Source organism: Roseateles chitinivorans (genome assembly GCF_050632145.1).
Taxonomy (GTDB): Bacteria; Pseudomonadota; Gammaproteobacteria; order Burkholderiales; family Burkholderiaceae_C; genus Roseateles; species Roseateles chitinivorans_B.
Map to the genome: position 1 here is coordinate 18977 of NZ_CP192577.1, position 13552 is coordinate 32528.

The following is a 13552-nucleotide window of genomic DNA, read 5'->3' on the forward strand; positions in this document are numbered from 1 at the left end:
CCTGTTTGCTGGAATCTTTATCGCTCACCGCCCATTCTGCGCCTGGAGGCACGCCTCGCGGCGTGCTCCGTACGATATCCGCTCAGTCGATCGGGGTCAGCTTGGCGACGCTGAGCGCCAGCCACTTCGTGCCGTGCCGGCCGAAGTTCACCTGCGCGCGCGCATCCGGTCCGCTGCCCTCCAGCGTGAGCAGCACGCCCTCGCCGAACTTGTTGTGGAACACGCCCTTGCCGACGCGCAGGCCGCCGTGCTCGTTGCCGGTCTTCTCGGCGGCCGACTGCTTCATCGCCTTGGGCACCGGCGCCTGCGGGAACGCCGACGGATCGACGCGGCCCGCGCCGACCATCGACTTCAGCCCCGAGCCGCGCTGCCACGCCTGCTGGTAGTCCTTCGCGAAGCCCGAGCCGAAGCCCTGGTTGCGCGGCGTCAGCCATTTCAAGGTCTCCTCGGGGAGCTCCTCCATGAAGCGGCTCTTGATGTTGTAGCGGGTCTGGCCATGCAGCATCCGCGTCTGGCAGAAGCTGATGTACAGCCGCTGGCGCGCGCGCGTGATCGCGACGTACATCAGCCGGCGTTCCTCCTCCAGGCCGTCCGAGTCGGACAGCGAGTTCTCATGCGGGAACAGGCCCTCTTCCATGCCGGTGATGAACACCGCGTCGAACTCCAGGCCCTTGGCCGAGTGCACCGTCATCAGCTGGATCGCGTCCTGGCCGGCCTGCGCCTGGTTGTCGCCGGCCTCCAGCGACGCATGCGTCAGGAAGGCGGCCAGCGGCGACATGATCTCGCCGGTCTCCGCATCCGGTGTGGCCGGCGCGGCCGGCGCGACCGCCGCCGGCAGCCCCGCCGCGATCGCGCCGGGCGAGTGCTCGTCCACCGGCAGCGCCACCGCGTCCTTGCCGAAGCCCTCCTGCGTCACGAAGGCCTCGGCGGCGTTGACCAGTTCGCTCAGGTTCTCCAGCCGGTCCTCGCCTTCCTTCTCGGCGCGATAGAACGCGGTCAGGCCGGAGTGCTCGATGATGTGCTCGATGATCTCGCGCAGCGTCAGTCCGGCCGTGGCCTCGCGCATCGCGTCGACCAGGCCGACGAAGCCCGCCAGGCTCGCCCCGCCCCGCCCCCCGACCGCGCCGATGCTCTGCACCAGCGAGCGCCCGCTCGGCCGTGCCGCGTCCTGCAGCTGCTCGACGGTGCGCGCGCCGATGCCGCGCGCCGGGAAGTTGACGACGCGCAGGAAGCTGGTGTCGTCGTTGGGGTTCTCGATCAGGCGCAGGTAGGCCAGCGCGTGCTTCACCTCGGCGCGCTCGAAGAAGCGCAGGCCGCCGTACACGCGGTACGGGATGCCGGCATTGAACAGCGCCGACTCGATCACCCGCGATTGCGCGTTGCTCCGGTAGAGCACCGCGATCTCCTTGCGCTCCACCCCTGGCGGTGCAGCGCCTGCGCCTCCTCGAGCAGCCATTGCGCCTCGGCGAAGTCGCTGCTGGCCTCGTGCACGCGCACGGGCTCGCCCGGGCCGGCCTCGGTGCGCAGGTTCTTGCCCAGCCGGTGGCTGTTGTTGCTGATCAGCGCGTTGGCCGCGTCCAGGATGTTGCCGAAGCTGCGGTAGTTCTGTTCCAGCTTCACGACCTGGCGCACGCGGTACTCGCGCTCGAAGTCGGCCATGTTGCCCACGCGCGCGCCGCGGAAGGCGTAGATGCTCTGGTCGTCGTCGCCGACCGCGAACACGCCCTGACCGCGCCCCGGCGGCGCGAACATCTTCAGCCAGGCGTACTGCAGCTTGTTGGTGTCCTGGAACTCGTCGACCAGCACGTACTGGAAGCGGCGCTGGTAGTGCTCGCGCACCGCCTGGTTGTCGCGCATCAGCTCGAACGAGCGCAGCATCAGCTCGGCGAAATCGACGACGCCCTCACGCTCGCACTGGTCCTGGTAGGCCTGGTAGATCTCGACCAGCTTGCGGGTCTGCTCGTCGCGCAGGTCGATGTCCTTGGGACGCATGCCGTCCTCTTTCGCGCCGGCGATGTACCAGGAGACCTGCTTGGGGACGAAGCGTTCCTCGTCGAGCTTCATCGCCTTGATGACGCGCTTGACGGCGGAGAGCGTGTCGCCCGAGTCCAGGATCTGGAAACCTTGCGGCAGGCCGGCCAGTTTCCAGTGCGCGCGCAGGAAGCGGTTGCACAGCCCGTGGAAGGTGCCGATCCACATGCCGCGCACGTTCACCGGCAGCATCGCGGACAGGCGCGTGACCATCTCCTTGGCGGCCTTGTTGGTGAAGGTCACCGCCAGCACCGAGGCCGGCGTCGCATGGCCCTGGCTCATCAGCCAGGCGATGCGCGTCGTCAGCACGCGCGTCTTGCCGGAGCCGGCGCCGGCCAGGATCAGCGCGGGTTCCTGGCCCAGCGTCACCGCGGCGTGCTGCTCGGGGTTGAGGTTGTCCAGCAGACCGCGCGGCGCGCGCGGCGTGAACAGGTCCTCTTGCGGCGGGGTCGGGCGCTCGTCGCCAAAATCCTGGGAATTCATCCAGCCATTCTAGAGAGACTGGCATCATGCCGCCTTCATGAAGACAGAAAAATCCAAGACTGCGGCGAACAGCGGGGCCAACCGCGCGGCCCACAGCGCGACGAACGGTGCGGCCAAGCAGGCGACGGCCGCCGGCTCAGAGGGAAGTCAGTGCCCCTGCGGCACGGGCCGCTCGTACACCTCGTGCTGCGGCGCCTTGCACCGCGCCTTCGCCGAGACCGGCGCGCTCATCGCAGCGGACGCGCAGGCCTTGATGCGCTCGCGGTACACGGCCTACACGATGGACCTGATCGAGTATCTGCTCGCGACCTGGCATCCGAGCACCCGTCCGGCGTCGCTCGATCGGGGGAGCAGGACCTGAAGTGGCTGGGCCTCGAGGTGCGTCGGCACACGCGCCAGGACGCGGACCACGAGACGGTGGAATTCATCGCGCGCAGCAAGGTCGGCGGGCGCGCGCACCGCATGCGCGAGGTCAGCCGTTTCGTGCGGGAGCGCGGGGCGTGGCTGTACGTGGACGGCCAGATCGACTGACCAGCCGCACGGCCGGCGTGCGCCGCACGACGCCACCCAAGGCCGTGACGAGCCGGACCAGGAAGGACCGGTGACCGATGTGAAACTCCTGGGGCATGGCGAACTCCTGCTGGCGACGGCGGTGCGGATCGAGGGTCCCGCCATCGACGATCGATGGCGCTGAAGGCCTGCTGCGATGATGCGCAGTCGGCATGACAGGATTTTGGCGAACCACCCTGTGACTGGCCCCTCCCCCAAACGGGGAAAAGAGGGCAAAAAGCGCTCCAGGCGTGCGCACACCGTCCCCTTCAGCGATGACATCTCCCGCCCCACCCCATCCCTGCGTCCTGTCCTTCGTGCCATCCCGCGTCGATGGGGCACCGACAGGCTCGCCGTCGCCGTCGCCGTCGTCCGCCCTGTTTCGAGCGCTGCCGCTGCGCCACCTGGATGAGCACCTGGCGGTGATCGACAAGCCCGCGGGGCTGCTGGTGCACCGCACCGCGATCGATGCCCACGAGGAAGACGCCGCGCTGCAACGCCTGCGCGATCAGCTCGGCCGGCCGGTCTGGCCGGCGCATCGCCTGGACCGCGGCACGTCGGGCGTGCTCGTCTTCGCGCTGAGCGCCGAGGTCGCCAGCCTGCTCGGCGTCGCCCTCGCGGAACGTCGCACGCACAAGCGCTACCTGGCGCTGGTGCGCGGCTGGCCCGCCGCCGATGCCGGCGTCATCGACCATCCGCTCGCCCGCGATCCGGAGTTGCCGTCCGCCGGCCAGCCGCATCTCGACGCGCAGACCGAGTGGACCTGCCTGCGTCGGCATGAAGTCCCGGTCAGCACCGATCCTCGCTTCCCGACGACGCGGCTCGCGCTGCTCGCGTGCGAGCCGGTGCAGGGACGGCGCCACCAGATCCGCCGGCATCTGAAGCACCTCGCGCATCCGATCGTCGGCGACGCCAACCACGGCAAGGGGCCGCTCAACCGCGCGCTCGCGGCGCACTTCGGCCTGCAGCGCCTGTGGCTGCACGCGCAGCGGCTGACGTTGACGCATCCGATCACCGGCGCGGCGCTGGAACTCGACGCGCCGCCCGGACCGGAGTGGGCCCCCTTCCTCTGAGGCGGAGGCCTCAGCCGAACCGCACCGTGTAGATCGGCGGCAGGTGCCCCGACACGAGCGACCAACGGTCGCCGGCATCGTCGGTCGCCCACAGGTTGCCGGTCGTGCTGCCCATCAGCAGGCGCCGCCCGTCGTCGTGCGCGGCCAGGCCGTGGCGGTAGACGAGGTCGTAGCAATGCGCCTGCGGCAGGCCGTTGCGCAGCGTCTCGAAAGTCTTGCCGCCATCGCGCGTGCGGTTCACCACCAGCGCACCGTCGACCGGCAACCGCTTCTCGTCCTTCACGCCCGGCACGAACCACGCGGTGTCCGGATCGCCCGCATGCGCGGCCACCGCGAAGCCGAAGCCCGACAGCGGCGGCTTGATCTCGCCCCAGTTCGCGCCGCCGTCGACCGAGCGCCAGACGCCGTTGTGATGCTGGCACCAGAGCACGTCCGGATCGGCGGCGCTGGCGACGATGCGGTGCGGGTCCTGCGTGTTCTCCTCGCCCTGCTGCTCCGGCGGCAGGAAATCGGCGCGCATGCCCTTGGCGCTGATGTGCCAGGTCGCGCCGCCGTCGTCGCTGCGCCAGGCGCCGCCGCAGGAGATGCCCAGCAGCAGCCGCCTCGGATCACGCGGATCGACGTTGATCGAGTGGATGCCCGGCGCGTCGTAGCCGCCGCCGAACCAGCCCAGCCGCTCGGGCTTGTCCCAGAGCGTGTCGACGAGCTGCCAGGTCTCGCCCTGGTCGTCGCTGACGAAGAGGCCGCCGGGGATGGTGCCGGCCCAGAGCCGCCCGTCGCCGCCGCGCTCCAGCGCCCAGATCTGCTGGAGCTTCCAGGGCGGGCCTTCGGCCCCTTCCGGCTGTTCCGGGAACGCGGGTGAGGCGAGTTCGCGCCACGTGACGCCGCCATCGTCGGACGCCTGCAGCTTGGCGCCGAAGTGCCCCAGGTTGAGCGCCGCGAACATCCGGCCGCCACCCGCCGGAGCGGGCAGCACCATGCTGACGGGGTCCCCCACGAAGCTGTGGCGGTCGATCGACCATCCGCCACCGGCGGGATCGCTGCGCAGTTCGAACAGACCCTTGCGGGTCGCGGCCCAGGCGGTGGTGGTCATCGGTGTCTCCTTGCGATGGCTGGTGTTGCGATGGCGGACATCACCTCCCACGACGATCGGGCGTCGCGGTTCTCGACAGGCCAGGGGCGGCAGCGTTCAGCCGCCCGACAACGCCTGCAGCACGTAGACCTTGGACTGCGCCGTCAGCGGGTCGCTGAGCGCCTGCCGGTCCCGCGCGCGGTGGCCGTCGATGAACACGGCGACGTGGGTGCGCAGGTGCCCCTGCTCGTCCAGGATGTAGCCGCGCAGGCGGGGATTGCAGTCGAAGGCGAGCGTGAGCGCCTCCCCCAGGGTGCCGGCGTCGCAGTCCAGCTGGGGGTGTCGACGAAGCGATGCAGTTGCGACGTGAATTCGACGTGGGCCATGGTGTCCATCCTGCGACGAAGCGGTCCGCCTGAAAAGAGCAGAATCGCGGGCCCTCGCGCCCGCAGCACCCATGACCAACGACACCTCGACCGCCGCCGATACCCCAGACGCCATCAGACACGCCCGCACCGGGATGCTCTACGCCGCGCTGGCCTACATCGCCTGGGGGCTGTTCCCGCTGTACTTCAAGCGGCTGAGCGACGTCAGCGCGTTCGAAGTCATCGCGCACCGGACGCTGTGGTCCATGGTCTTCGTCGCGATCCTGCTGACGGCGCTGCGCCGCTGGGCCTGGCTCGGACCGGTGCTGCGCTCGCCGAAGCTGCTGGGGACCTGCGCGGTGTCGGCGATGCTGCTCTCGACCAACTGGCTGGTCTATGTGTGGGCGGTGCAGCACGGCCATGTCGTCGAGGCCAGCCTGGGCTACTTCATCAACCCGCTGGTCAACGTGATGCTGGGTTTCGTGTTCCTGCGCGAACGGCTGCGACCGGTGCAGTGGCTGGCGATCGCACTCGCCGCGGCCGGCGTGATCTGGCTGACGGTGACCGCCGGACGGCTGCCGTGGATCGCGCTGGTGCTGGCGTTGAGCTTCGGGATCTACGGGCTGATGCGCAAGACGGCGCATCTGGGGGCGCTGGAGGGACTGTCGCTGGAGACGCTGATCCTCTCGCCCTTCGCCGCTGTCGCGCTGTTCTGGTGGACCAGCCAGGGCACCAGCGCATTCGCGACCGGCGACGCCGTTCACATCGGCTGGCTGCTGCTCGCCGGGCCGCTGACGGCCGTGCCGCTGCTGCTGTTCGCCGCCGGCGCCCGCCGCATCACGCTGACGACGCTCGGCCTCGTGCAATACCTGTCCCCGACGATCCAGTTCCTGCTCGGGGTCTGGCTGTATCACGAGCCGCTCGCCGGCGCGCGGCTCGTCGGCTTCGTGCTGATCTGGTCGGCGCTCGCGGTCTACAGCGCGGAGAGCCTCTGGCGCAGTCGGCGTTGAACCCCACAAACGACTGACGCCCCTTTCGGGGCGTCAATCAGGGGGCTGAACCGCGATCAGTTCCGGATGATGTGGTCGAAGGCGCTGAGTGCCGCCTTCGCCCCATCGCCGGCCGCGATGATGATCTGCTTGAACGGCACCGTCGTCGCATCACCCGCAGCGAACACGCCCGGCACCGAGGTCTGACCCTTCGCGTCGACGATGATCTCGCCGTGCTTGGACAGCTCGATCGTGCCGCGCAGCCACTCGGTGTTGGGCACCAGGCCGATCTGCACGAACACGCCTTCGACCTCGACGCGCTTGCTTTCGCCAGTGGCGCGGTCGACGTAGTTCAAGCCGTCGAGCTTGCCCGCCGTGCCGGTGAACTCGCTCGTCTGCGCCTGCTTCAGGATGACGACGTTCGGCAGGCTTTCGAGCTTCTTCACCAGCACCGCATCAGCGCGCAGCTGGTCGCCGAACTCCAGCAGCGTCACGTGCGACACGATGCCGGCCAGGTCGATCGCCGCCTCGACGCCGGAGTTGCCGCCGCCGATCACCGCCACGCGCTTGCCCTTGAACAGCGGACCGTCGCAGTGCGGGCAATAGGCCACGCCCTTGTTCTTGTATTCTTGCTCGCCGGGGACGTTGACGTTCCTCCAGCGCGCGCCGGTCGAGATGATCACCGTCTTGCTCTTCAGCGAGCCGCCGTTGGCCAGCTTCAGCTCGACCAGTCCGCCCGGCGTGGTCGACGGGATCAGCTGATCCGCACGCTGCAGGTTCATCACGTCGACGCCGTAATCCTTGACGTGCGACTCCAGCGCCATCGAGAACTTCGGACCGTCGGTCGACAGCACGGAGATGTAGTTCTCGATCGCCAGCGTGTCGTTGACCTGACCGCCGAAGCGTTCCGCCGCGATGCCGGTGCGGATGCCCTTGCGGGCCGCATACACCGCCGCCGCCGCGCCGGCCGGACCGCCGCCGACGATCAGCACGTCGTACGGATCCTTGGCCGACAGCTTGGCCGCGTCCTTCTCCGCCGCGCCGGTGTCCAGCTTGGCGGCGATCTCTTCCACGGTCATGCGGCCCGAGCCGAATTCCTGGCCGTTCAGGTAGATCGTGGGCACCGCCATGATCTCGCGGGCGTTGACTTCGTCCTGGAACAGCGCGCCGTCCACGACCACCGTCTTGACGCGCGGATTCAGCACCGACATCAGCGACAGCGCCTGCACGACGTCCGGGCAGTTGTGGCAGGTCAGGGACATGTAGACCTCGAAGAGGTAGTCCCCGTCCAGGCCCTTGATCTGGTCGATGGTGGACTGCTCCACCTTCGGAGGATGACCGCCCGTCCACAGCAGGGCCAGCACCAGCGAGGTGAACTCATGGCCCAGGGGAATGGCGGCGAAGCGCAGGCTCTGCTCGGTGCCGGTGCGCTTCAGGCTGAACGACGGCTTGCGCGCGTCGTTGCCGTTCAGGTTCAGCGCGATCTTGTCGGACATCGCGGCGATGTCCTGCAGCAGCTGCTTGAGCTCTGCGGCGCTCTCGGAGTCGTTCAACGAGGCTTCGATCTCGAACGGCAGCGTGACCCGCTCCAGGTAGGCCTTGAGCTGCGCCTTCAGGTTGTCGTCCAACATCGTTGCTTCCTTCCAATATTCTTAAGCGACTTCGAGAACCGGCCTCCCTGTCAGATCGAAGGGGCGGCCGAGCACACGCCCGCGGACCGGATCGGTCCACGCGCGATGCGTTTGCAGTGAGGGGAGAGGAACGTCCTCATCCGGATCACCGGTCCGGGGGGAAAGGCGTCCGCTCGGCCCGCCTTCCTCCCCCGAAGGGCGAGATCCTTAGATCTTGCCGACCAGGTCCAGCGACGGGGCGATGGTCTTGTCGCCTTCGTTCCACTTGGCCGGGCAGACCTGACCCGGGTTCTTGGCGACGTACTGGGCCGCCTTCAGCTTGCGCAGCGTTTCCTTGACGTCGCGGGCGATCGCGTTGTCATGCACTTCCAGGGTCTTGATGACGCCGTCCGGATTGATCACGAAGGTGCCGCGCAGGGCCAGGCCTTCTTCCGGGATGTGCACGCCGAAGGCGTTCGTGAGCGCGTGCGTCGGGTCGCCGACCAGCGGGAACTTGGCCTTGCCGACGGCCGGCGAGGTTTCGTGCCACACCTTGTGCGAGAAGTGCGTGTCGGTCGTGACGATGTAGACCTCGGCGCCCAGCTTCTGGAACTCGCCGTAGTTGTCCGCCGCGTCTTCGACTTCCGTCGGGCAGTTGAAGGTGAAGGCGGCCGGCATGAAGATCAGCACGGACCACTTGCCCTTGAGCGACTCTTCAGTGACCTCGATGAACTTGCCGTTGTGGAACGCTTGGGCCTTGAAGGGTTGGACTTGGGTGTTGATCAGGGACATTGCTTCGTTCTCGCTGTCTGGGGTTGATGGGATGGGAAGAATGATAGGGGGACGAGGCTATCGGTGGGTTTGAATTCCCCAATGCAGCCTATTGCGTATCCCTATTGAGCCAAGCTATCAAAAATCATTTGTGCGATAGCAAAAACGTCATATCGGCGACAAACCGCTGTCAAAACCGCCAGATCGGCCTTCCCCGCGTTCAAACCCGACGAACGACGATCAGACCGCTTCCAGCGCCAGCAGTTCCTCGACGGTCTGGCGACGGCGGATGAGTCGGTCCGAGCCGCCGTCGACCAGCACTTCGGCGATCAGCGGCCGGCTGTTGTAGTTGCTGGACATGGAGGCGCCGTATGCGCCGGTGTCGTGGATGACCAGCAGGTCGCCGACCTGGGCTCGCGGCAATTCCCGCGCCAGGACGACGCCGCCCTCGGCTTGGGTGAACACGTCCCCGGATTCGCACAGCGGACCGGCCACCACGGTCTCCTGGAGCGGTCGGCGCTGGCCATCCGCAGGGATCAGGCTCATCGCGTGGAAGCTGCCGTACATCGCCGGCCGCATCAGCTCATTGAAGCCGGCGTCCACCAGCAGGAAATGCTGACGGCCCTGCGCCTTGACCGCGCGGACCTCGGCCAGCAGCACGCCGGATTCCGCCACCAGATAGCGACCCGGTTCGATCTCCAGGTCCAGCGGATGGCCGACGACGTTCTCCGCCTCCTTCCGCGCGGCATCCCACAGGCTGAAGTAGTGCGCGGTATCGATCCGCTCGCCGCCCTCCTGGTAGGGAATCGACAGACCGCCGCCCGCCGAGATCGCCAGCAGGTCCAGGCCGCTGCCCTTGACCGTCCGGACCAGGTCGACCATGGCGCTGCCGACGCGGCCCAGATGCTCGTAGTCGACCCCCGACCCGATGTGCATGTGCAGCCCGATCAGCGTCAGCCCGCGGCGCGCGATCACGGCCAGCGCGTCCGTCAGCTGTTCGTGCCAGATGCCGTGCTTGCTGTGTTCGCCGCCGGTGTTGGTCTTGTTGCTGTGGCCGTGGCCGAAGCCCGGGTTCAGGCGCAGCCATACCGGGTGGCCGGGCGAGACCTCGCCGAGCTGCTCCAGCATGTCGATCGAACCGGCGTTCACCGGGACGCGGTGCTCGACGACGGTCTGGAGCGTCTCGCGGTCCAGCAGGTCGGCGGTGAACACGATGTCCGAATGGACCGCGTCCGCGCCTGCGCCGACGGTGAAACCGGCGGCGAAGGCGCGCAGCAGCTCGCCGCGCGACACGGAATCGACCTTCACGCCCTGCTCCCGCATCAGCCGCAGGATGTGCGTGTTCGAACACGCCTTCTGGGCGAAACGGATCGTGTCGAACCCGCCCAGCGCGCCGATGCGCTCGCGGATGACGGCGGCGTCGTAGACCCACAGCGGGGTGCCGTACTTGGCGGCGAGCGCCTGCAGTTGCTGTTCGCGGACGGGGGTCAGGGCTTGCGGCATGTCAGAAATCCTTGCGTCGAACGCATCGTGAACGTCCCGGAGTGATGACCGCAAGCATCCGTCGGACGTTGTATTCAATCAAATGCTTTGTTTTGCTTGCTGAATTCATTTCTGATATGCACTGATATCCTGCCGGAATGTCCCTGCCGATCACGCACCGCCACATCGAGGTCTTCCGCGCCGTCATGACCGCCGGCAGCGTGACCGGCGCCGCGCAACTGCTGTTCACGTCCCAACCGACGATCAGCCGCGAGCTGGCACGGATGGAATCGCTGCTCGGCTACGCGCTGTTCGAACGCACGGCGGGGCGGCTGCGTCCGACGGCGCGGGCGCTCGCGTTGTTCGACGAAGTCCAGCGTGCCTACCAGGGTCTGGACCTGGTGGTCGCGCGCGCCCAGTCGCTGGGGCGCGCCGAGGACGAGCGCCTGCGCGTCCTCACGCTTCCGGCGCTGGCGCACGCGCTGCTGCCCGATGCGAGCGCCGATTGGCTCGCCCGGCACCCGCAGGCGGCGCTGACGCTGACGCCACAGGAATCGCCGCTGCTGGAGGAATGGATGGCGGCGCAGCGTTTCGACATCGGCCTGAGCGAGGTCTCCGCCACCGTGCCGGGCACACGCAGCGAAACGCTGGCCGAGCTCGACGAGGTCTGCATCCTCCCCGCCGGACACCGGCTGCTGGAGCGCGCGGTGCTCACGCCGCAGGACTTCGAGGGCGAGCGCTTCGTCAGCCTGTCGGCCGAGGACCCCTATCGCCGCCAGTTCGACGCCATCTTTGCAAGTGCCGGCGTGCGGCGTCGTCTGCAAATGGAGACACACAGCGCGATCGCCGTCTGCGCGCTGGTTCAGAAAAACCTGGGCATCGCGCTCGTCAATCCGTTGACGGCGCGGGCCTGCGCCGGCCCCGATCTGCACCTGCGACCGTTCTCGGTGTCGGTCCCCTTCCGCGTCCAGGCGCTGTGGCCGCTGCACCGCGCCGCGCATGCGCTGACGCAGGACTTCATCGACGCGGTGAAACGCGCGCTCGCCCCCGCGCTGGTCAAGTCGCCCGACCGACCGGGGCTGCAGGCGGCCGCCAAGGCAAAACGGCGCTGACCGCGAGGCCAGCGCCGTTCGAAGGACAGCTCCAGGGAACGCGTGCGCCGCTCAGGCGGCCTTGATCGCCACCGGCGCCACGGTCGTCAGGAAACGCTCGCGGATCGAGCGCTCGATGCCGGCGGCATCCAGCCCGCACTGGGCCATGAGCTTGCCGGGTTCGCCGTGCTCGACGTATTCATCGGGCAAGCCCAGCTGCAGCACCGGCAACGACAGGCCTTCGGCCTGCAGCGCTTCCAGCACCGCGCTGCCGGCGCCACCCATGACGCAGCCGTCCTCGACGGTCACCAGCGCGTCGTGCGTGCGGGCCAGTTCCCTGACCAGCTCGACATCCAGCGGCTTCACGAAACGCATGTTGGCGACGCTGGCGTCGAGCGCCTCCGCCGCCTTGAGCGCCGGATGCAGCAAGGTGCCGAAGGCCAGGATGGCCACCCGCGGCGCATGGGCGCCGGCGCGACCGCCGGTCGACGGCTGCGACGAGGTCCGGCGCATCTCGCCCTTGCCCCAGGGCAGCGCGACCATCTCCTTCCGGATCTCCGCACCGATGCCGGCGCCGCGCGGATAACGGACCGTCACCGGGCCGTTGTGCACGTGGCCGGTGTACAGCGCCTGGCGGCACTCGTTCTCGTCCGACGGCGTGATCACGCTCATGTTCGGAATGCAACGCGTGAAGGCGATGTCGTAGTTGCCGGCATGCGTCGCGCCGTCGGCGCCGACCAGGCCCGCGCGGTCCAGCGCGAACAGCACCGGCAGGTTCTGCAGCGCCACGTCATGGACCATCTGGTCGTAGCCGCGTTGCAGGAAGGTCGAGTAGATCGCCACCACCGGACGCAGCCCCTCGCAGGCCAAGCCGCCGGCGAAGGTCACCGCATGCTGCTCGGCGATGCCGACGTCGTAGTACCGCGTCGGGAAGCGCTTGTGGAACTCGACCATGCCCGAGCCCTCGCGCATCGCCGGCGTGATGCCGACCAGCGTGGGATCGACCTCGGCCATGTCGCACAGCCAGTCGCCGAACACCGTCGTGAAGGTCTTCTTCGCCGGCGCGGTCGACGGCTTGATGCCTTCGGCCGGGTTGAACGGCGTCGGGCCGTGGTACTTGACCGGGTCGGCCTCCGCCAGCTTGTAGCCCTGGCCCTTGCGCGTGACCAGGTGCAGGAACTGCGGGCCCTTCTTGTCGCGCAGGTTCTCCAGTGTCGGGATCAGCGCGTCCAGGTCGTGCCCGTCGATCGGGCCGACGTAGTTGAAGCCGAACTCCTCGAAGATCGTCCCGGGCACGAACATGCCCTTGGTGTGCTCCTCGAAGCGGCGGGCGAACTCGTACAGCGGCGTGTGCTTGAGCACCGACTTCGCGCCCTCGCGCGCGGCGGCGTAGAACTTGCCGCTCATCAGCCGGGTGAAGTACTTGTTCAGCGCGCCGACCGGCGGGCTGATCGACATGTCGTTGTCGTTCAGGATCACCAGCACGTCGCCGAGCAGGCCGCCATGCGCGACGCCGGCGTTGTTCAACGCCTCGAAGGCCATGCCGGCGGTCATCGCGCCGTCGCCGATGATCGCGACCACGCGGCGCGACTCGCCCTTGATCCGGGCCGCCATCGCCATGCCGTGCGCGGCCGAGATCGAGGTGCTGGAGTGCGCGGTGCCGAAGGTGTCGTACTCGCTCTCGTCGCGGCGCGGGAAGCCGGAGATGCCGCCCTGCTGGCGCAGCGTCGCCATCGCGTCGCGGCGGCCGGTCAGGATCTTGTGCGGGTAGGTCTGGTGGCCCACGTCCCACACCAGCCGGTCGCGCGGCGTGTCGTAGACGTAATGCAGCGCGACCGTCATCTCCACGGTGCCGAGGTTCGACGACAGATGGCCGCCGGTCTTGGACACGCTGTTGAGAATGTGCGCACGGACCTCGTCGGCCAGTTGCGGCAGTTGGCCACGCGACAGCCGGCGCACATCCGCGGGGCTTTCGATGGTCGACAGCAGCGTCTGCGCGGCCGTCGCGTTCGATGGGTTCTCGCTCATGGCGTCGC

The 13552-nt window shown here is 68.4% G+C and carries 8 protein-coding genes and 3 pseudogenes; 4 read left to right on the top strand and 7 right to left on the bottom strand.

Translation table 11 applies throughout. The features are described 5' to 3' along the window. Positions 1-82 precede the first annotated feature (82 nt). Positions 83-2514 (bottom strand): annotated as a pseudogene (locus ACQ86G_RS00085) (UvrD-helicase domain-containing protein). Positions 2515-2710: 196 nt separating this feature from the next. Between ACQ86G_RS00085 and ACQ86G_RS00090 the strand changes: the two are divergent. Continuing rightward, positions 2711-3045 (top strand): annotated as a pseudogene (locus tag ACQ86G_RS00090) (YchJ family protein). Between the two features lie 335 nt (positions 3046-3380). Continuing rightward, positions 3381-4136, top strand: coding sequence for a pseudouridine synthase (locus ACQ86G_RS00095; protein WP_431258764.1), 756 nt, complete (start codon positions 3381-3383; stop codon positions 4134-4136). Between the two features lie 10 nt (positions 4137-4146). Here the strand turns inward: ACQ86G_RS00095 and ACQ86G_RS00100 are convergent, their stop codons facing one another. Together ACQ86G_RS00100 and ACQ86G_RS00105 are read right to left on the bottom strand one after the other, a co-directional pair. Then, positions 4147-5229: a WD40/YVTN/BNR-like repeat-containing protein gene (locus tag ACQ86G_RS00100; RefSeq protein ID WP_431258765.1), complete on the bottom strand. Its 1083-nt coding sequence runs from the start codon at positions 5227-5229 to the stop codon at positions 4147-4149. Positions 5230-5325: 96 nt separating this feature from the next. Further along, positions 5326-5594: pseudogene (locus ACQ86G_RS00105) on the bottom strand (MoaD/ThiS family protein). 71 nt (positions 5595-5665) lie between these two features. Between ACQ86G_RS00105 and rarD the strand changes: the two are divergent. After that, entirely contained in the window at positions 5666-6583 is a 918-nt protein-coding gene (gene rarD / locus ACQ86G_RS00110) for an EamA family transporter RarD (protein WP_431258766.1), read from the top strand. A gap of 56 nt (positions 6584-6639) precedes the next feature. On the opposite strand, the gene ahpF is transcribed toward rarD, so the two are convergent. The 3 genes from ahpF to lysA all read right to left on the bottom strand — a co-directional run bounded on the left by ahpF (position 6640) and on the right by lysA (position 10446). Continuing rightward, complete coding sequence (gene ahpF, locus ACQ86G_RS00115) at positions 6640-8193, bottom strand: alkyl hydroperoxide reductase subunit F (RefSeq protein ID WP_431258767.1); 1554 nt, start codon at positions 8191-8193, stop codon at positions 6640-6642. A gap of 207 nt (positions 8194-8400) precedes the next feature. Continuing rightward, entirely contained in the window at positions 8401-8964 is a 564-nt protein-coding gene (gene ahpC, locus ACQ86G_RS00120) for an alkyl hydroperoxide reductase subunit C (RefSeq protein WP_067283909.1), read from the bottom strand. Between the two features lie 219 nt (positions 8965-9183). Beyond that, entirely contained in the window at positions 9184-10446 is a 1263-nt protein-coding gene (gene lysA / locus ACQ86G_RS00125; RefSeq protein ID WP_431258768.1) for a diaminopimelate decarboxylase, read from the bottom strand. A 137-nt stretch (positions 10447-10583) separates the two neighbouring features. Between lysA and ACQ86G_RS00130 the strand changes: the two genes are divergently transcribed. After that, positions 10584-11537, top strand: coding sequence for a LysR family transcriptional regulator (locus ACQ86G_RS00130; RefSeq protein ID WP_431258769.1), 954 nt, complete (start codon positions 10584-10586; stop codon positions 11535-11537). 51 nt (positions 11538-11588) lie between these two features. On the opposite strand, the gene dxs is transcribed toward ACQ86G_RS00130, so the two are convergent. Continuing rightward, positions 11589-13544 (bottom strand): 1-deoxy-D-xylulose-5-phosphate synthase, encoded by a 1956-nt coding sequence (dxs, locus tag ACQ86G_RS00135; RefSeq protein WP_431258770.1) that lies wholly within the window; start codon positions 13542-13544, stop codon positions 11589-11591. Positions 13545-13552 lie beyond the last annotated feature (8 nt).